At 57.3% G+C, this 19,126-nt stretch carries 15 protein-coding genes; 10 read left to right on the forward strand and 5 right to left on the reverse strand.

Translation table 11 applies throughout. The features are described 5' to 3' along the window. Positions 1-7: 7 nt before the first annotated feature. Entirely contained in the window at positions 8-736 is a 729-nt protein-coding gene (locus DTF_RS0103095) for a creatininase family protein (protein ID WP_027714130.1), read from the forward strand. Positions 737-798: 62 nt separating this feature from the next. On the opposite strand, the gene DTF_RS0103100 is transcribed toward DTF_RS0103095, so the two are convergent. From DTF_RS0103100 to rsmD, 3 genes are read right to left on the reverse strand one after another with little or no spacing between them, the layout of a single operon-like run. Further along, positions 799-990 (reverse strand): DUF1858 domain-containing protein, encoded by a 192-nt coding sequence (locus tag DTF_RS0103100; protein ID WP_027714131.1) that lies wholly within the window; start codon positions 988-990, stop codon positions 799-801. A gap of 21 nt (positions 991-1,011) precedes the next feature. Beyond that, positions 1,012-1,500: a pantetheine-phosphate adenylyltransferase gene (gene coaD, locus DTF_RS0103105; protein ID WP_027714132.1), complete on the reverse strand. Its 489-nt coding sequence runs from the start codon at positions 1,498-1,500 to the stop codon at positions 1,012-1,014. Beyond that, complete coding sequence (gene rsmD, locus DTF_RS0103110; protein ID WP_027714133.1) at positions 1,497-2,075, reverse strand: 16S rRNA (guanine(966)-N(2))-methyltransferase RsmD; 579 nt, start codon at positions 2,073-2,075, stop codon at positions 1,497-1,499. The genes coaD and rsmD overlap by 4 nt, the downstream gene beginning before the upstream one ends. Positions 2,076-2,324: 249 nt before the next feature. Here rsmD and DTF_RS0103115 point away from each other — a divergent pair, with 249 nt between their 5' ends. Further along, positions 2,325-3,458, forward strand: a complete 1,134-nt coding sequence (locus DTF_RS0103115) for a deoxyguanosinetriphosphate triphosphohydrolase (RefSeq protein ID WP_027714134.1) — start codon at positions 2,325-2,327, stop codon at positions 3,456-3,458. 78 nt (positions 3,459-3,536) lie between these two features. Further along, positions 3,537-5,078, forward strand: a complete 1,542-nt coding sequence (locus DTF_RS21640) for a bifunctional diguanylate cyclase/phosphodiesterase (RefSeq protein ID WP_051360805.1) — start codon at positions 3,537-3,539, stop codon at positions 5,076-5,078. Positions 5,079-5,153: 75 nt separating this feature from the next. Here the strand turns inward: DTF_RS21640 and yhbY are convergent, their stop codons facing one another. Both yhbY and DTF_RS25105 read right to left on the reverse strand, forming a co-directional pair. Beyond that, complete coding sequence (gene yhbY / locus DTF_RS0103125) at positions 5,154-5,447, reverse strand: ribosome assembly RNA-binding protein YhbY (RefSeq protein WP_027714135.1); 294 nt, start codon at positions 5,445-5,447, stop codon at positions 5,154-5,156. Positions 5,448-5,633: 186 nt separating this feature from the next. Next, on the reverse strand, positions 5,634-8,714 hold the full coding sequence (locus DTF_RS25105; protein WP_051360807.1) for a bifunctional diguanylate cyclase/phosphodiesterase: 3,081 nt from the start codon (positions 8,712-8,714) through the stop codon (positions 5,634-5,636). A gap of 263 nt (positions 8,715-8,977) precedes the next feature. Between DTF_RS25105 and lepA the strand changes: the two genes are divergently transcribed. The 7 genes from lepA to carB all read left to right on the forward strand — a co-directional run bounded on the left by lepA (position 8,978) and on the right by carB (position 19,072). Further along, positions 8,978-10,783, forward strand: a complete 1,806-nt coding sequence (lepA, locus tag DTF_RS0103135; RefSeq protein WP_027714136.1) for a translation elongation factor 4 — start codon at positions 8,978-8,980, stop codon at positions 10,781-10,783. Beyond that, entirely contained in the window at positions 10,783-11,460 is a 678-nt protein-coding gene (gene lepB / locus DTF_RS0103140; RefSeq protein ID WP_051360811.1) for a signal peptidase I, read from the forward strand. The genes lepA and lepB overlap by 1 nt, the downstream gene beginning before the upstream one ends. A gap of 218 nt (positions 11,461-11,678) precedes the next feature. Continuing rightward, the gene (gene pyrR, locus DTF_RS0103145; protein WP_027714138.1) at positions 11,679-12,215 is read left to right on the forward strand and encodes a bifunctional pyr operon transcriptional regulator/uracil phosphoribosyltransferase PyrR; all 537 of its coding nucleotides are present in this window, start codon (positions 11,679-11,681) and stop codon (positions 12,213-12,215) included. A gap of 54 nt (positions 12,216-12,269) precedes the next feature. Continuing rightward, positions 12,270-13,205: an aspartate carbamoyltransferase catalytic subunit gene (locus DTF_RS0103150; protein ID WP_027714139.1), complete on the forward strand. Its 936-nt coding sequence runs from the start codon at positions 12,270-12,272 to the stop codon at positions 13,203-13,205. A gap of 44 nt (positions 13,206-13,249) precedes the next feature. Further along, positions 13,250-14,527: a dihydroorotase gene (locus tag DTF_RS0103155; RefSeq protein WP_027714140.1), complete on the forward strand. Its 1,278-nt coding sequence runs from the start codon at positions 13,250-13,252 to the stop codon at positions 14,525-14,527. Positions 14,528-14,589: 62 nt separating this feature from the next. After that, complete coding sequence (gene carA, locus DTF_RS0103160) at positions 14,590-15,720, forward strand: glutamine-hydrolyzing carbamoyl-phosphate synthase small subunit (RefSeq protein WP_027714141.1); 1,131 nt, start codon at positions 14,590-14,592, stop codon at positions 15,718-15,720. Between the two features lie 97 nt (positions 15,721-15,817). Beyond that, a complete protein-coding gene (carB, locus tag DTF_RS0103165; RefSeq protein ID WP_027714142.1) occupies positions 15,818-19,072 on the forward strand; it encodes a carbamoyl-phosphate synthase large subunit in 3,255 nt (1,084 codons plus the stop codon). The last annotated feature ends 54 nt before the right edge of the window (positions 19,073-19,126 follow it).

The raw sequence follows: 19,126 nt of genomic DNA on the forward strand, positions 1-19,126 counted from the left end.
TTTCAGTATGATCATCGAAGACCTTACCATGACCGAATTCGAAGCGGGGCTGCGGAAGACCCGCACCGTGCTGATTCCCTTCGGCGCCACCGAGGAACACGGCTCCCATCTGCCGCTTGCCACCGACACTCTGATGGCGCAGGAGGTCGGCCGCAGGCTGGCGCAGCGACGGCCGATCTTCATCGCCCCCGCGGTTCCCTACGGCGTCTGCCGCTCCACCTCCGGACATCCCGGCACTCTCTCGATCTCCACTGCAACTCTCAAGTCTCTTGCCATGGACATCGTCCGAGCTCTGCACCGGCAAGGGCTGCGCCGTTTCGTTCTCCTGACGGGTCATGCAGGCGGCACCCATACCTCGACTCTCATCGATGCAGGAGAGGATCTGCTGCTGCAGTTGAAGGACATCCGGGTGGCGGTGCTCACGGAATACATGCTGGCATCTAAGGAGGGAAGGGGGATCATCGAGACGGCGGATGATTCCCATGCCGGGGAGATCGAAACCTCACGGCTGCTTCATTCCCATCCGCAACGGGTGAAGGGAAAAGGAGAGCGTGAATATCCGACCTTCCCGGCCGGGATTCTGGTGCGGGACAAGCGTCGGTTCTGGCCGAACGGCGTCTGGGGGGATCCAACTCTGGCGACGGCGGAAAAAGGGGAGAAGCTGGAGGAGGCGGTTGTCGATGCCCTCGACCGGCTGGTGACAGAGCTGGAGAAAGAAGAGAAGATTGAAGATTGAAGACGGAGGACGGAACCTGAGATTTTTTTCTGTCCTCCGTCTTCCGTCCTCTGTCCTCGGGTTTATTTTACCGCTTTATTGAGTTCTTCCATAAGCTTTTCCACGTTGACCCGGTGAACCCCGGCGCCGTGTTCCACCGCCTCAAAAGCGGCGATCTGGCAATCCATGCAGTCGAGTCCGAACTTCCGGAATACGGGGATGGTTTCGGGATGCCGGCGAACCACTTCTTCGATGGTCATGTCTCTGGTAATCATGTGCATCTCCTCTGCGTCTGTTCAGCGGTCGGCAAACTTTTTCTCCAGGGCCTCTTTGACCGCCGGAGGGACGAAGGTGTCGATCGGTCCCTTAAGGGACGCCACTTCCTTGACGATCGAGGAACTCAGGTAGCCGAAGGGGACGGACGTCATCATGAACAGGGTCTCCACCTGCTCCTGCACCGTGTGGTTCATCTGGGCGATCTGAAATTCGTATTCGAAGTCCGACACCGCCCGCAGTCCGCGCAGGATGACCCGAGATCCCTGTCTGGCCACATATTCGACCAGCAATCCCTCGAAAGTGTCCACTCTCAGCCGCGGTTTGTCACCCACCGTCCGGCGGAGCATCTCGAGGCGCTCCTCAATGCTGAACAGCCCCTTTTTCTCGGAATTGCGGGCCACGGCAACGACCAGTTCATCGAAAACCTCCAGGCCGCGATCGATGATGTCGAGGTGACCGTAGGTGATCGGGTCGAAGGAGCCGGGGTAAACGGCGATATTCTTTTTCATCTCGTTTCAGCCTCTGGTTCGGAACGGGTGAAAAAATGGATGCTGGTCGATCCGTAGTGACGCTGGTCAAAGCGCACCAGCTCGCCGATGGTCTCCGGAACGGCGTCATCGCGGGCCGATTCGGCACAGACGATCCCTTCGGGAGCCAGCAGTTTCAGATCGAAAAGGGATTTCATGATTTTCGGAACCATGTCCCGTCCATAGGGGGGGTCAAGGAAGATCAGGTCGAAAGGGCCGTCACCTTTCAGGCGGGGCAGGACCTGGAGAACATCGCCGCGGATATGAGCGGCCTGGTCCTCGAATCCGCAGGTTTTCAGGTTGGCGGAGATGATCCGCTCAGCCTGCTGGCTCTGGTCGACCAGGATGGCCCGGCGGCAGCCCCGGCTGAGCGCCTCCAGCGCCATGGCACCCGTGCCGGCAAACAGATCGAGCACCGTTTTCCCCCTCAGCGGACCAAGGCGGCTGTACAGAATGCTGAAGAGGGCTTCCCGCACCCGGTCGGGAGTGGGGCGGATCGTCCCGCCCGGAAAGGCGGCAAGCCGTTTGCCTTTGGCGGAACCGCTGATGACACGCAACCGGAAGTCCTTTGTAGAAGAAGGGAGATGCTGGTCGGAAAGCCCGTTTACGGACGGAAAGTAGCATAGTGCGCGACAATCGTCAAGAATGGCTCTTTGCCGACCGGCTCTCGTGGAACTTCACGGTTGCGCCTGCCCTGGCGAAGGGATACATTAAGGCAGGCTCGTTTCCGGCCCGGAAACACGCTTTTGCCCACCCGATGTTTCCGGATACGTACCAGCCAGCTATCGAACTATTCGGAGGGAATAATGGAACGACCCGACCTGGCCCCCTACGCCGCCCGCAGTGCCGCAAGCCGGGGCCGCCGGCACAGGGAAGAGTTCAAGGACTCCAGACCGGCCTTCGAGAGGGACCGCGACCGCATCATCCACTGCGCCGCATTTCGCCGACTGGAATACAAGACCCAGGTCTTCGTCAACCACGAGGGAGATTATTTCCGCACACGCCTGACTCATTCCCTGGAAGTGGCGCAGATTGCCCGCGGAATCGCCCGGCGTCTGCGGCTGAACGAGGATCTGGTCGAGGCGTTGGCCCTGGCGCATGACCTGGGTCACACCCCTTTCGGTCACACCGGGGAGGATGTCCTCAATCGACTGATGTCGGCTTTCGGCGGCTTCGAACACAACCGTCAGTCCCTGCGCATCGTCGAGGTTCTGGAGAACCGGTATCCTGGATTCAGCGGCCTCAATCTCAGTTGGGAAACCCGGGAGGGGATCATCAAGCACTCATCCGATTACGACCGACCCGACGCCGATTGGGCAGTCGAATACGAAGCGGCCCAACGACCCACGCTGGAGGCCCAGATCATTGATCTGGCCGACGAGATCGCCTACAACAATCATGATATCGACGACGGCCTCAAAGCCGGCTACATCAACCTGAAGGACCTGGCCGGCCTGGACGTATGGCAGGAGACCTTCCTGAAGGTCGCAAGGAAATATCCAGGCCTCGACGAGGAGCGCCATGTCTGCCAGACCATCAGCCATCTAATCGGCACCCTGATCGATGATCTGGTGAAGACGACCTCGGAGAACATACTGCAAAAAAGAATCTCTACCCTCGACGATGTCCGGAGCCAGGCTTCCAGCCTTGTCACCTTCAGCAAGGAAACGGCCCGAAAAAACGGCGAGCTGAAGAGTTTCCTCTACCGGCGGCTGTACCGCCATTACAAGGTGGAGAGGATGCGGGTCAAGGCCGAGCGATTTCTCACCCTTCTATTCGAGAGCTACACCACCACGCCTTCCCTTCTTCCTTTCGCTTATCAGGAGAAATTCGATCTCTTCGGTCGCGAACGGGTCATTTGCGACTATATCGCCGGCATGACCGACCGGTTTGCCCAGGATGAGTATAAGCGGCTTTACGAACCGTTCGAGCGGGTTTGACATTCATCCGGCGGAAAGATATCGTTTTAAAAAAGAGGGAATCAGTCAGCTGTCGTGAAACGAGCCTCGTTCCCATCCATGAAGAAATCCTCAATTCCACAGGAGCCCCCACGGCTCCGATCCTTCGCCCTGCTCGTCGTCCTCTGCTCTTTTGCCGTCGGAATTCTTTTTTTCATCTTCGAGCACCTGCTGGTGATTCTGAGCGCAGACACAATTCTTTCGCCCTTTGTGCAAAACTATAGAGTCTGGCTCCTGCTCGCGTTCAGCGGTGTGATTCTCTTCGCCGTTATCCGTCACTATGGAGGAGCTCTGAAGAGGGATGAGGAAACCATCGCCCATCTGGCTCATTATGATACGGTGACCCGGTTGCCTAATCGTGAGAGCTTTCAGGGACGACTCGAACAGGCGATCATCGATGCACGACGGGTCGGGGGGGAAGTGGAAGTTTCCTACCTCGATCTCGACCGCTTCCGGACCATTGTCCGGACCCTCGGCCTGTCCGTCGCACAAAATCTTCTGTGTGACGTCGCCGAGCGTCTGTCGAAGGCCATGGGCGAGGGGGAATTCCTGGCTCACGCCGGCGGCGATGAGTTCATGGTCCTGGTCTTCGAAGGCGGAGCGCCGGATAAGGCGAAAGGTCTGGCTTCGAGGCTCCTGGAGTCGATCCGGGCCCCTTTCGTTTTCGACGGACAGGAACTGCATCTGGCGGTGAGTATCGGCATCGCCATTTATCCTCACGACGGTGAGGACAGCGAAGCTCTGTTGAAAAACGCCTATGCGGCCATGAACCGGGCGAAGGAGATGGGAGGCAACCACTACCAGTTTTACTTCTCGGATCTGAGCGCGTATTCAACCCTCACTCTGCTGCTTGAAAATCGCCTGCGCCGTGCCCTCGAAGAGGAGGAATTCGTCCCCCTCTACCAGCCCCAGGTCAGCCTGGCTGACGGGCGGATTACCGGTATGGAGGTCCTGGTCAGCTGGAAGCATCCGGCTCATCCCGGGGTGACGCCTTCGGAGTTCATCCCTCTCGCCGAGGAAAGCGGTTTGATCGAACCGATCGGAGAGTGGATCCTTCGCACCGCCTGTCTTCAAAACCGCCGCTGGCAATTAGCAGGATTGCCGCCTTTGCGCGTGGCGGTGAACGTTTCCGCCCGGCAGTTCTGCCGGAGCAATCTGGTGGAACTGGTAAAGGAGGTTTTGGGCGTAACGGGACTGGAGGCCCGCTGGCTGGCTCTGGAGATCACCGAAACGGTTCTCATGCAGGATGTGGAGGAGACGATCAATACCCTGAACGGGCTGAAGGAGATCGGAGTGCACGTGACCGTTGATGATTTCGGCACCGGCTATTCTTCCCTGAGCTACCTGAAGCGTTTTCCGATCCAGACCCTCAAATTGGACAAGTCATTCGTGACCGGCATTCCTGTCGATGCCGATGCCACCGCTATAACCGCCGCCGTGATCGCCATGGCCCACGCCATGAGCCTGTCCGTTATTGCCGAGGGGGTGGAAAGGGAAGAACAATGGACCTATCTGGTCGAGAAAGGGTGCGACGAGGTTCAGGGGTACCTGGTGAGTCGACCGTTGCCCGCCGAGCAATTTGCCGTATTTCTGAGACGCTGACGGAATTCCTTCATTTTCCAGTGACGCCCCGCGGTCGTCTGAGATGGGGTGTTCCCACCTCTCCGATGCCATCTCTCAGGGCAGCTCAACCTTCTCCTCAGGACTTCGGCGGAAAAGGAGAATGGTTCTGCCGAGGACCTGAACTACCGCCGCTCCGGTTCGCTCGGCCAGGATTCCGGCGGCTTCCTTGCGGTCCATGAGACATCCCTCCTGAATTTTGATCTTGATCAGTTCGTGGACGTCGAGCGCCTCCTCCGTCGATCTGATCAGCGATTCGCTGACTTCCTCCTTGCCAATCATCACCACGGGGTGAAGATGGTGCCCCAATCCGCGCAGGTGGCGGACCTGTTTGCCGGTAAGTTTCTGCATGTTGTGTCCCTTCGGTAAGGTTCGGATCGACGGGAGTGAGTGTCCCGCCGGAATGCGGGGGATTATAGCCTGAAAAGAATCTCTGACAACAGAAATCATCAGAGCAGTGAACCTTCAAGAAATTTCGAAGGAACCCCTTCCAGACTTTTACGCCAGGCACAAATGGGTTGGAAAGTTGGTAAGGGTTCAGGCGAGACTTGCGGCCGTTTCCGTGGGAAGGGGCAAAGTGGAAGATGCGGCAGGGAAGGAAAATGTTTTCCCCCTCCTGAGCAGTTTGGTGAATTCTTCAGGCGGCACGGGCCTGCTCAAGAGGAAACCCTGTCCTTCATTGCATCCGAGAGATCTCAGAAATTCGAACTGCTCAGCGGTTTCCACTCCTTCGGCGATGACCGAGAGACCAACTTCGTGTGCCATGGCTATGATGTGGCGGGCAATGTTTGCGTCATTGGTTTGGTGGGGCAGATTCTGGACGAAAGAGCGATCCATCTTCAACTGATCGACCGGAAAATCTCTCAGATAGCTCAGGGAAGAATATCCGATCCCGAAGTCATCGATAGCCAGGGTGATGCCAACGTCATGCAGTTGACGGAATTTGCCGACGGCCTCCTTGACATCCTCCATGACCACGCTCTCCGTGATTTCAAGATTGATCCATTTGGGATCAATCTTTGATTCGCTGACGATGTGGGTGACGACATCGGCGAATTTCGGATCCTGAAGCTGGGCTGCGGAAACGTTGATTCCCACACGCAGTGGAGCGAATCCTTCCTGTTGCCAGGTTTTGGCCTGGTAGCAGGCTGTCCGCAAGACCCATTCTCCAATAGGCGCGATGACACCAATTTGTTCAGCCAACGGGATGAATACGGAGGGTTGAATCATTTCACCGATTTCATGTTCCCATCGAACAAGAGCTTCCATGCCGACAATCTTGCCGGTTTTGAAGCTCACCTGGGCCTGATAATGAACCCTCAATTCTTTCCGCTCGAGAACCCGGCGAAGGCTGTTCTCCATGGCCATTCGTTCCAGAGCTCTGGCGTTCATGGCAGGACTGTAGACCTGATAGTTATTCCTGCCGAGATCTTTTGCCCGATAGAGGGCTGTATCGGCGTTTTTGATCAGGGCATGAACGTCGTGGCAATCCCTCGGATACAGGGCAATGCCGATACTGCAAGTCATATAGATTTCATGCCCCTCGATCTGGAATGGAAAGCTCATGGCGCGGAGTATTTTATGGGCCACAAGGCTGATGTCGGATTCCTGCCTCACCTGGGTCACCAGAATATTGAATTCGTCTCCCCCGAAGCGGCCGATCGTGTCGCTGTCCCGCAGGCATTCTCGCAGCCGTTCGGTCACTGTTTTAAGCAACTGATCGCCGGCGGCGTGGCCTAGCGTATCGTTGACGTTTTTGAAATGGTCGAGATCGAGAAAGAGCATGCCTATCATCTGCTGATTACGCATGGCGAAGTTCAATGACTGATGAGCTCTGTCGGCAAAAAGAAGACGGTTGGGCAATCCCGTAAGGGGGTCATGGTAGGCCATGTGCTCGATGGTTTGTTCAGCCTTGACTCGGGCAGTGATATCCATGAGGGTCCCCAGTATCGCCGTTTGCCCTTCATAGGCTCCTTTTCCGCTAAGGACTTCGACATGAATCGGACTGCCGTCTTTTCTGATCCCGCGGAACTTGAACTGCAGATTGTTGACTTCGCCGAGCATCTGTCGACGAAGGTTGCCATCGACCAGAACCCGGTCCTCCTGGGCGACCAGGTCTGTCAGCTTAAGACCGGGCGTCAGTTCTTCGATCCGGTAGCCGAAAATCTCGGCAAAACGCGGATTGACATAAGAGAGGCGGTCTCCGGTAAGAAAATAGACTCCCACCAGTGTTTTTTCCACAAGGAAGCGATATTTGGATTCGGCCATCTCCAGTTTGGATACAAGTTCTTCGATCCTCTTCCGCCTGTCCATTTCAACCCTGAGTTTGCGTCCGACGGTAAAAACCTCCCAGTTGCGTTGGGCCATAATGTCATCGAACACTTTTTCCGATTCAGTCCCCACTTTTTGTGATTCTCGGTAGTTCCTTTCCAACTCGTCGGCAAGCGCCTGAAAATTCCTCACCAGTGAGCCCACATCGGTTCCATCGGAATCCGGCCAGGCGACGGGAAGGTTCGACTTGAGACGATCCGGGAGATTGGTGGTGACCCGCGCAAGATCTTCAAGGGGAGCGGTTATTTTTCTGTTGATATTCCTGACCAGGAATAAAGCCAGAAGGGCAGGGGCAAGCATGATCGCCATACCGCCGGCCACCGATCTTTTCAGATAGGTGCTGTGCAGTCCGGAGGGGAATTCAATAACCGTTTTCCAGAAAAAGGAGGTTTCCGAGCGGGATTCCGGCGGCAGAACCGCACGCCAGGAGGGGAGGGCCGTAAAACGCTGATGCGAAGGTTCCCACAGATAGCCTGCGCCGGCGAGTGAAGGGGTGATTTTTTTCGAATTCTGAAAATAATCCTCCATGGGAGGACGGTTCGGGTCGGTACTGGCGATGATTCTGCCGTTCGGATCCAGAAGGGTGATATGGAAGGGGCCACGTAGAGGAAACTCTTCAAGAAGTTGAACGAGTGCATGGTTGTCCACAGCGCCTTGCCGGTGCCTGGATCCTAGAAAGTTGTCCAAGGCCAGGCATTGTCCCACCATTTCGGCCTCCAGGTCAGCGCTGAAGAAGTCTCTGGGGCCATTGAGGTTGAGCAGAATCATCAGCAGGACGGGCAGGATAAAACAACCAGCCACGAGGTTGAACTGTGTCTCCCAGAGCGTTTGAAACATACGCTCCCGCCACTGCAGCAGTGGCGAAAAGCGAAGGAGGAGGGTGGCTGCAAGGGCATTGAAGAGCCCGTTGGCAAAAGGTATTAGCATTGGAAGGAGGAGGGCGTCCATGGGCATCCGGAGGAAAACGCTGTGGTTCAGCCACATCAGCGGTAGTCCGAAGAATAACCAGAAGATGGCGCCGGCATAAAGGAGGTTCCGCATCCCCCGCTGCAGAAGCATTCCGACAACCAGCGCCTCCATGATCAGTAGAAGAGCGGCTGCCAGATTGCTCCATAGAACGAAAGTGCAGGTCGCGGCAAGGAGGGCCGCTGCAAGTCCCCATCGGGTGCCGTAAAGACGCACAGTCAGCAGAATGGCAATCCCGGCGAGGGAAACTTCGCCGATAGAGGATATGGCAGGAGAGAAGAAAGTGGCCGCCAGGGCCGCTACGAGCAGGACGCCGAACATGAGAAATTGCAATCTCCTTGAATTTCAATTGCACGAAATCAGCTGAACACAATCAATTAAAAAAACTCCACTTTAAAAACGTATCCTATTCATTATGTTTGTCAATGAGTTGGAACGAACAGGCCGTATCCTGAAAAACCACGAAGGGTTCACGTGCAACGGAACGAGATCGGTCAACCCCCTTTTGCCTTTACATTCGGGGAGATTTTCTATATTTTAGGAGATTGCGTCTGTAAGCAATAAACTGATAAAAAAAGAGGAATATGGACCAGAAGCTGATCCGGAATTTTTCAATAATTGCCCATATCGATCATGGCAAATCGACCCTGGCCGACCGCCTGCTGGAGGCCACCGGAACCCTGACCGCGAGGGAGAAAACAGACCAGTTTCTTGACAAAATGGACCTGGAACGCGAGCGGGGAATCACCATCAAGGCCCAGGCGGTGCGCCTTGCCTATCGGGCTGACGACGGGAAGGATTATATTCTCAACCTCATTGACACTCCCGGTCACGTCGACTTCACCTATGAGGTGAGCCGCTCGCTGACCGCCTGCGAAGGAGCGACCCTGGTGGTCGACGCCTCTCAGGGGGTGGAAGCACAGACCCTGGCGAACGTCTATCTGGCGATAGATCAGAATCTGGAGGTATTTCCCGTACTGAACAAGATCGACCTGCCTGGCGCCGATCCGGCACGGGTAAAGGAGGAAATCGAGGAGATCATCGGTCTGGACACTTCGGATGCCGTAGAGGCCAGCGCCAAAGAGGGAATCGGGATCCATGAGATCCTCGAATCGATCGTGCGGAAGGTGCCGGCCCCGACGGGTGATCCCGATGCCCCCCTGAAAGCTCTTATCTTCGACTCCTGGTACGATCCCTATCAGGGCGTGATCATTCTGGTGCGGATTTTCGACGGCGTTCTGAAGAAGGGCGACAAGATCCAGCTCATGGCGAATAAGAAGACCCAGGAGGTTCTCAAGGTGGGCGTTTTCGCTCCCCATCCCCTGGAAGTTCCTGGACTTGGAGCCGGCGAGGTCGGGTTCGTCATCGCCGGGATCAAGGTGGTTCAGGATGCCAAGGTCGGCGACACCATCACCCACCTGCACCGTCCCACCGAGGCGGCGCTGCCGGGCTTCAAGGAAGTCAAGCCCATGGTTTTCTCCGGCCTCTATCCGATCGACTCCGGCGAATACGACAGCCTGCGCGACGCCCTCGAGAAGCTGAGGCTGAACGACGCCTCCTTTTCCTTTGAGCCGGAGAATTCGCTGGCTCTTGGTTTCGGTTTCCGCTGCGGTTTCCTGGGCCTGCTGCACATGGAGATCATTCAGGAGAGACTCGAGCGGGAGTTCGGAGTCGACCTGATAACCACAGCCCCCACCGTCGTCTACAAGGTGACCACCGTCAAAGGGGAACAGTTGCGGGTGGAAAGCGCCAACATGCTTCCCGATATTCAGTATATTGAGCGCATTCTGGAGCCTTTCATTCTCGCTTCGATCCACGTCCCCAACGAATTCGTGGGGGCGGTGCTCGCTCTCTGCGAAGAGAAGCGCGGGACGCAGCGGGAAATCAAGTATTTGACCGCCAATCGGGTCATGGTCGTCTATGAACTGCCTCTCAACGAAATCGTCCTCGACTTTTTCGACAGGCTCAAATCGATCACCCGCGGTTATGCTTCCCTCGACTACGAGCACCTTGATTTCCGCGAAAGCCAGTTGGTGCGGCTCAACGTTCTGATCAACGGCGAAGCGGTAGACGCCCTCTCCCTGATCGTTCACCGCGACAAAGCCCAGTACCGGGGGCGGGAACTGGCGTCGAAAATGAAGGAATTCATCCCCCGCCAGCAGTACGAGGTCGCCATCCAGGCCGCGATCGGCACTAAGGTGATCGCCCGCGAGACGGTCAAGGCGCTGCGCAAGGATGTCACCGCCAAATGTTACGGAGGCGACATCACCCGCAAACGCAAACTTCTGGAGAAGCAGAAGGAAGGCAAGAAAAGAATGAAGCAGGTCGGCAGCGTCGAGCTTCCCCAGGAAGCCTTCCTGGCTATTCTCAAGGTGAAAGAATCGAAATAATGACCAAGAATACGAAAATGATAAAAGCCGAGTGGCCCGATGAAAAACAAAAGACGAAAAAGCCGTGGTATCGGGAATATTCCGAGGCGCTGATCGTCGCCGCAATTCTGGCGCTGATCATCCGCACCTTCGTTGTTCAGGCCTTCAAAATCCCCTCGGGCTCCATGGAGGATACCCTCCTCATCGGCGACCACCTGCTGGTCAACAAGTTCATTTACGGAATGCAGGTACCTTTTAGCGATACCCGGTTTCTTTCGCTGCGTCATCCCGAGCGGGGAGATATCATCGTTTTTGAATTTCCCGACGATGAGGACAAATCGTATTTCAAGCGCCGCGATTTCATTAAACGGGTGATCGGAACTCCGGGCGACACCGTGGAGGTTCGCGACAAGAAAGTCTACGTCAACGGCGAGCTTTATCGGATCCCTCAGGAAGTTCACAAGGACCCGGGTTTGCAGCCCCCCAATTACGGTCCGCGGGACTTCACAGGTCCCGTCAAGGTACCGCCTGGGCAGTACTTTGTCATGGGAGATAATCGCGACCATTCCTATGACAGTCGATTCTGGGGATTCGTCGAGGAGTCCAAGATCAAGGGGCTGGCTTTCATCAAGTACTGGTCCTGGGACCGCGAAGAAAACTGGCCTCGCTGGGCCCGGATAGGCCATCCGATCAAGTAAGGGATCCTGGCCGGATTTTTGTATTTGACTTCCCTGAACGGTCCCGATATAGTGCCTCGAATTACGGGACGTCCCTTTTAAGTTAATCCAGAGAGATTAACAAAGGTGGTTCAAGTGGAGCAACGACAGATTGGTCGCAGTGTATTCAGGTACCTTTTCGCCTTAAGGCGGAGAGGTATTTTTTTGTGCCTGTAACGCGTCGTGAAGGAGGATCGGGGATGGCAAAAACGGAAACCGTTATTCTGGATCAGGCCGGCGTCAGCCGGGCGCTGACCCGCATCGCACACGAGATTCTGGAAAGGAACAAGGGAGTCGCCGACCTTGCCCTGGTTGGTATCCGCACCGGCGGAGACCATCTTGCCGAAATGCTGCGCCGGCGCATCCTCGAGATCGAGGGAGAGGAACTGCCCCTCGGCGCGGTGGATATCACCATGTACAGGGACGATCTCGACTCCCGGGGGAGCCTGCCCATGGGCAAGACAGAAATCCCCTTTTCTCTTGATGATAAGAGAATCATTCTGGTGGACGACGTTCTCTATACCGGCCGGACTATCCGCGCCGCGATGGATGCTCTGATCGATTTCGGCCGTCCCCGCAGCATCCAACTGGCGGTGCTGGTCGATCGCGGCCATCGGGAACTCCCGATTCGCCCGGACTATATCGGTCGCAACACGCCGACCTCCCGGGAGGAGCAGGTCAAGGTAGAGTTCGATAAGAATCATGTTCCGATCGAGGTTCGCCTCATCAAACCGTGAAGGTGAGAACTCCTCACATCTTGCGCCAAATCGTTCTTCACAAGGGAGGTTTTCATGTCGTTCCCCCATAAACACATCCTCGGTATCGAGCACTTGTCGAAAGAGGACATCGACCTGATTCTGAATACCGCCGAAAGCTTCAAGGAGGTCAATCTACGGGACATCAAAAAGGTTCCGACCCTGCGCGGCAAAACGGTCATCAATCTCTTCTACGAGGCCAGCACGCGCACCCGCACCTCCTTTGAGATCGCCGGCAAGCGGATGTCCGCCGACACCATCAACATCAGCGCCTCGGCCTCCTCGGTAGTCAAAGGGGAGACTCTTGAAGACACCGCCAAAAACATCGAGGCGATGAATCCGGACATCATCGTCATTCGCCACGCCGCCTCAGGAGCGCCGCATTATCTGGCCAAGCGTCTCAACTGCTCCATCATCAATGCCGGAGACGGCGCCCACGAGCATCCCAGCCAGGCCTTGCTCGACCTCTTCACAATCCGGGAGCACAAAGGAAAGATCGAAGGACTGACGGTAGCCATCGTCGGCGATATCACCCACAGCCGCGTGGTGCGCTCCAATATCTACGCTTTGAATAAAATGGGAGCCACTGTGCGGGTGGCCGGTCCCGGAACCATGATTCCCCCGGGCATCGAGCGTTTAGGAGTGCAGGTCTTTCACAACATCAACGAAGCCATCAAGGATGCCGACGTGGTGATGATGTTGCGCATCCAACTGGAGCGACAGGGGAAAACCCTGGTGCCTACACTGCGCGAATACTCGCAGTTCTTCGGACTGAATATCGAGAATCTGAAGCTGGCCAAGCCCGACGCCATCGTCATGCATCCGGGGCCGATGAACCGGGGTGTGGAGATCTCCTCCTACGTCGCCGACGGCAGCCAGAACGTCATTCTCGACCAGGTGGAAAACGGCGTGGCCGTACGCATGGCTCTTCTCTACCTGCTGGCGGGGAGCGAGGAAGCAAGGGAAGCCTAAGAGCGGAATGTCCTATCCTTTCTTTTGCATACAAGAGGTGTGAAATGAAGATACTGATCAAAGGCGGCCGAGTGTGCGATCCCGCCCAAGGCATCGATGAGACGATGGACCTGCTGATCGAGGAGGGGAGGGTTTCCCGGCTCGACCGCGATATCGAGGCGGCTGATGCCGAAGTCATCGACGCAGCCGGCAAGGTGGTGACCCCGGGTTTCCTCGACATCCATGTCCATCTGCGCGACCCCGGCTACGAATACAAGGAGGATATCGTCTCCGGAACCCGGGCCGCGGCCGCCGGCGGGTTCACCTCCGTGGCCTGCATGCCCAACACCAGCCCCTTCAACGACAACAAGGCGGTCACTCTCTATATCCTTAACAAGGCCAGGGAAGAAGGTTCCGCCAACGTTTTCCCGGTGGCGAGCATCACCAAATGTCTCAAGGGCGAGACCCTCTCCGAGATGGGCGACCTCAAAGCCGCCGGCTGCATCGGCTTCTCCGATGACGGGCGCCCCGTGGCCAGCGGCGAGGTCATGCGCCGGGGGATGGAGTACGCCCGGGGATTCAAAATGCCGATCATCAGCCACTCGGAAGAGCTCTCCATCGTCGGAGACGGGGTGATGAACGACGGCTTCGTCGCCACCGAACTCGGTCTCAAGGGGATACCCTGGGTGGCCGAGAGCGCGGCCGTAGCCCGAGACGTCATGCTGGCCGAATACACCGGAGCCCGCCTGCATGTCTGCCACATCTCCACTCGGCAGTCCCTGGAGATCATCCGGAACGCCAGGAAGAGAGGTGCGCTTATCACCTGCGAAGTGACGCCTCACCACTTCACCCTGACCGAAGAAGCGGTGCGCGGCTATGACACCAATACCAAGATGAATCCCCCCTTGCGCGGCGCGGAAGATGTCGCGGCGATGAAGGAGGGGTTGGCGGACGGCACCATCGATGCAATCGCCACCGACCACGCTCCCCATCATTATGATGAGAAAAATGTCGAGTACAACATCGCACACAACGGCATTGTCGGTCTGGAGACGGCTCTGCCCCTGACCTTGCGCCTGGTCGATGAAGGAGTTCTTTCCCTCAGCAATGCCGTCGCCCGGTTGACCTGCGGGCCCGCAAAGGCTCTCGGCATTCCCCGGGGAACCTTGGAAGCCGGCTCGATCGCCGACGTGACGATCTTCGACCCGGAGCTGGAATGGACCGTAAATGCCGCGAAATTCGCTTCCAAAAGCCGGAATACCCCTTTCGATGGCTGGAAAATGAAGGGGGCGGCTACCCACACTATCCTTGGCGGCAGGGTGGTCTATAAAAGGCAGTCATAGGTCCTATAAGTCATATAGGTCCTATTGGACCCATAAAAAGCTTTAAAAGGAGTACCTATAACATGAAAGCAATTCTGGCCCTTGCCGACGGCAGGGTTTTTCACGGCAAGGCCTTCGGCGCTTCGGGAGAGGTCGCCGGCGAAGTCGTGTTCAACACCAGCATGTCCGGTTATCAGGAGATTCTCACCGATCCTTCCTACGCCGGCGAGATCGTCACCATGACCTATCCCCTGATCGGTAATTACGGGATAAACCTCGAAGATGTGGAGTCCGTCCGACCTCATCTGGCAGGCTTTGTGGTCAAGGAGTGCAGCAATTTTCCCAGCAACTGGCGCTCCCGAATGAGTCTCGACGCCTACCTCAAGGAAAATAACATCGTCGGGATCCAGGGGATCGACACCCGAGCCCTGGTGCGGCATATCCGCGACAAGGGTGCCCAGACAGGAATCATCTCCTCGGTCGACCTCGATGCCCAACGCCTGGTCGAAAAGGCGCTGAAGGCTCCCTCCATCGTCGGCCGCGACCTGGTGCGCGAAGTGACCTGCAAGGAATCCTACCACTGGAGCGAAGGCCCCTGGGAACTTGCCGACGGATATAAAAAGACGGGCCCGCCCGCCCGCTTCAAAGTGATTGCCTACGACTTCGGGATCAAACGCAATATCCTGCGCAACCTGGTCGAATCGGGCTGCGATGTCACCGTCGTTCCCGCCGACACTCCAGCCGAAGAGGTACTGGCCATGAACCCGGACGGCATTTTCCTCAGCAACGGCCCCGGAGATCCCGAGCCGATCGTCTATGCCCAGGAAAACATCCGGAAGATCCTCGGCAAGAAACCTCTTTTCGGCATCTGTCTCGGCCATCAGCTCCTCTCCATCGCCCTCGGCGGCAAGACCTACAAGCTCAAGTTCGGCCATCGGGGCGGCAATCAGCCGGTTCGGCGGGGGGATGGACACGAGGTAGAGATCACCGCTCAGAATCACGGCTTTGCTGTCGATGCCGATTCAATCAACGGTCACGCGGTCCTGACCCACATCAATCTCAACGACAACACCGTCGAGGGCCTCTCTCACATGGAATTGCCGGCTTTTTCCGTTCAGTACCACCCCGAAGCCTCCCCGGGGCCTCATGATGCTCGATATCTGTTCGATCGCTTTATCGAGATGATGGAAAAAGAGAAAAGCCGTAACGCGTGACGCGTGACGCGCAACGAGGAAATCGAAAATCCTGATTACTTTTAATACTGTTCTTCCGCGTCTCGCATTCCGCGTCCCGCGTCACGAGGTCATAAAAATGCCCAAACGTACAGACATACAGAAGATCCTCATCATCGGCGCCGGTCCGATCGTCATCGGCCAGGCCTGCGAATTCGATTATTCCGGCACCCAGGCTTGCAAAGCCCTCAAGGAAGAGGGGTACACGGTCATCCTCCTCAATTCCAATCCAGCCACCATCATGACCGATCCCGACTTCGCCGACCGGACGTATATCGAACCGGTGACCCCGGAGGTCCTGGCGCGGATCATCGAAAAGGAGCGCCCTGACGCCCTCCTGCCGACCCTGGGCGGACAGACCGCCCTCAACACAGCCGTCGCGGTGGCCAAGAACGGCACCTTGGACAAGTTCGGGGTCGAACTGATCGGAGCCAAACTCCCCGCCATCGAGATGGCCGAGGATCGCACCCTTTTCAAGGAGGCGATGGAGCGGATCGGGATCGCCGTCCCCCGCAGCGGCCTGGCCCATAATTATGCGGAGGCGATGGAGATCATCGAGCACGTGGGCTTCCCAGCCATCATCCGCCCTTCCTTCACCCTCGGCGGCTCCGGTGGCGGCATCGCCTACAACCGCGAGGAATACGAGGCCATGACCGTGGCCGGCATCGACGCGTCACCCACCAACGAGATCCTGATCGAGGAATCGGTCATCGGCTGGAAGGAATACGAGCTGGAGGTCATGCGGGATCTGGCCGACAACGTAGTTATCATCTGCTCCATCGAGAACTTCGATCCGATGGGCGTGCACACCGGCGATTCGATCACCGTGGCCCCGGCCCAGACGCTCACCGACAAGGAATATCAGATCCTTCGGGACGCTTCGATCAAGATCATCCGCGAGATCGGGGTGGAAACAGGCGGCTCCAATATCCAGTTCGGGATCAACCCCGACGACGGTCGCCTGGTGGTCATCGAAATGAACCCCCGGGTGTCCCGTTCTTCGGCCCTGGCATCGAAGGCGACCGGCTTCCCCATCGCCAAGATCGCCGCCAAGCTCTCCGTCGGCTACACCCTGGATGAAATACCCAACGACATCACCCGGGAGACCTTCGCCTCCTTCGAACCGACCATCGACTACGTTGTCACCAAGATTCCCCGCTTCACCTTCGAGAAGTTTCCCCAGGCCGACGCCACCCTGACCACCCAGATGAAATCGGTAGGGGAGGTGATGAGCATCGGCCGCACCTTCAAGGAAAGCTTCCAGAAGGCCCTGCGCTCGCTGGAGATCGATTCCCACGGTTTCGAAAGCCGCCTCTTCACCGCCCCCGAAGACTACCGGCGGGCTCTAAGCACCGAAGAGCTCGATACCCTGCGGGCCAAGCTGCGCACACCGAATTGCGAGCGCCTCTGGTACATCGCCGACGCCATCCGGGCCGGTTTCTCCCTCGACGAGATCTTCGCTCTGACCTTCATCGACCGCTGGTTCCTTCACAACTTGAGCCAGATCATCGAAATGGAAGGCCGATTGGTCTCCGCCCGTAATCTTCTTGCCGAAGAGGACCCTGAGTTGCGCGATCTCCTGCTCGAAAGCAAACAGTACGGTTTCTCCGACAAGCGCCTGGCGGTCCTCTGGGAGATCACGGAAGGGGACGTGCGCCAGATGCGCCATCGTCTGAATATCCGTCCCGTCTACAAGCGGGTGGATACCTGCGGCGCCGAGTTCGAAGCCTTCACTCCCTACCTCTACTCTACCTACGAGAGCGAGTGCGAAGCCGAGCCGAGCGACCGGAAAAAGGTGATGATTCTCGGCGGCGGCCCCAATCGCATCGGCCAGGGGATCGAATTCGACTACTGCTGCGTCCATGGCGTCTTCGCCCTGGCCGAGGACGGCTTCGAGACGATCATGGTCAACTGCAACCCGGAAACGGTCTCCACTGACTACGACACCTCCGACCGACTCTATTTCGAGCCGTTGACCCTGGAAGACGTTCTGGAGATCGTCGAGATCGAAAAACCCTTCGGAGTCATCGTCCAGTTCGGCGGCCAGACCCCGTTGAAACTGGCCGTCTCCCTGGAGGATGCCGGTGTCCCCATTATCGGCACTTCGCCCGACGCCATCGACCGGGCCGAAGACCGGGAACGCTTTCAGGCCCTGCTGCATAAGCTCAACCTCCGCCAGCCGGAGAACGGCCTCGCCCGCTCCTTCGAGGAATCGGAAAAGATCGCCGACCGCATCGGCTATCCGGTCGTGGTGCGCCCTTCCTATGTCTTGGGGGGAAGGGCCATGGAAATCGTCTATGACGTGAACCAGTTGCGCAATTACATGAAATACGCCGTCCAGGCCTCACCCGAACACCCCATCCTTATCGACAAGTTTCTCGAAGAGGCGGTGGAGGTCGATGTAGACGCGTTGTGCGACGGCCGCGACGTGGTGATCGGCGGAATCATGCAGCACATCGAGGAAGCCGGGATCCATTCTGGAGACTCCGCCTGCGCTCTGCCCCCCTTCAGCCTGTCGCCGGCACTGCTGGACGAGATCCGTCGCCAGACCATTGCGCTGGCTCTGGAACTCCAGGTGGTAGGGCTGATGAACATCCAATACGCCATAAAGGACGACACCGTCTATCTGCTGGAGGTCAATCCCCGGGCCAGCCGCACTGTTCCCTTCGTCTCCAAGGCCACCGGCAGGCCCCTGGCCAAAATCGCCGCCCGGATTATGGCCGGCAAGACCCTGGCCGAGCTCGGCATTCTCGACGAAATCATTCCTAAACATATTTCAGTCAAGGAATCGGTTTTCCCCTTCGTCAAGTTCCCCGGAGTCGACACCCTGCTAGGTCCTGAGATGAAGTCGACGGGGGAGGTGATGGGGATTGATCATGACTTCGGCAAAGCCTTCGCCAAGGCCCAGCTCGGCGCCGGGGTCAAGCTTCCCCTGTCCGGCAAGGCATTCATCAGCATCAAGGATTCGGACAAGAAGCATATTATCGAGCCGGCCCGAAAACTGCTGGAGGCGGGTTTCGAGATTGTCGCCACCCGCGGCACCGCCAACTTTCTCAACGACAAGGGGGTCGCGGCAACCGCCGTCAACAAGGTAAAGGAAGGACGTCCCCACTGTGTCGACGCCATCAAGAGCCATGAGATCGACATCGTGTTCAACACCACATTCGGTGCCCAGTCGGTGGCCGACTCCTATTCGATCCGACGTTCGGCGCTGATGTACAACGTCGCCTACTTCACCACTGTGGCCGGAATGAAGGCTGCGGTGGACGGAATTCTGGCCATGCGGAGAGAAAACCTTGACGTGACTCCCCTCCAAGAGTATTATCCCAACTGAGTTACGGTCCTGCCACGATGTATTTCTTGGCAGGACCGGTGTTTTTTTGACCCA

The organism is Desulfuromonas sp. TF (assembly GCF_000472285.1).
GTDB lineage: Bacteria > Desulfobacterota > Desulfuromonadia > Desulfuromonadales > ATBO01 > ATBO01.

Bases quoted from the DNA above. Each gene is read 5' to 3' on its own strand.
- DTF_RS21640 (WP_051360805.1), top strand. From the start codon at position 3,537: ATGAAGAAATCCTCAATTCCACAGGAGCCCCCACGGCTCCGATCCTTC.
- lepA (WP_027714136.1), top strand. From the start codon at position 8,978: ATGGACCAGAAGCTGATCCGGAATTTTTCAATAATTGCCCATATCGAT.
- DTF_RS0103155 (WP_027714140.1), top strand. From the start codon at position 13,250: ATGAAGATACTGATCAAAGGCGGCCGAGTGTGCGATCCCGCCCAAGGC.
- carA (WP_027714141.1), top strand. From the start codon at position 14,590: ATGAAAGCAATTCTGGCCCTTGCCGACGGCAGGGTTTTTCACGGCAAG.
- DTF_RS0103100 (WP_027714131.1), bottom strand. From the start codon at position 990: ATGATTACCAGAGACATGACCATCGAAGAAGTGGTTCGCCGGCATCCC.
- DTF_RS0103150 (WP_027714139.1), top strand. From the start codon at position 12,270: ATGTCGTTCCCCCATAAACACATCCTCGGTATCGAGCACTTGTCGAAA.
- DTF_RS25105 (WP_051360807.1), bottom strand. From the start codon at position 8,714: ATGTTCGGCGTCCTGCTCGTAGCGGCCCTGGCGGCCACTTTCTTCTCT.
- carB (WP_027714142.1), top strand. From the start codon at position 15,818: ATGCCCAAACGTACAGACATACAGAAGATCCTCATCATCGGCGCCGGT.
- pyrR (WP_027714138.1), top strand. From the start codon at position 11,679: ATGGCAAAAACGGAAACCGTTATTCTGGATCAGGCCGGCGTCAGCCGG.
- coaD (WP_027714132.1), bottom strand. From the start codon at position 1,500: ATGAAAAAGAATATCGCCGTTTACCCCGGCTCCTTCGACCCGATCACC.
- DTF_RS0103115 (WP_027714134.1), top strand. From the start codon at position 2,325: ATGGAACGACCCGACCTGGCCCCCTACGCCGCCCGCAGTGCCGCAAGC.
- yhbY (WP_027714135.1), bottom strand. From the start codon at position 5,447: ATGCAGAAACTTACCGGCAAACAGGTCCGCCACCTGCGCGGATTGGGG.
- lepB (WP_051360811.1), top strand. From the start codon at position 10,783: ATGACCAAGAATACGAAAATGATAAAAGCCGAGTGGCCCGATGAAAAA.
- DTF_RS0103095 (WP_027714130.1), top strand. From the start codon at position 8: ATGATCATCGAAGACCTTACCATGACCGAATTCGAAGCGGGGCTGCGG.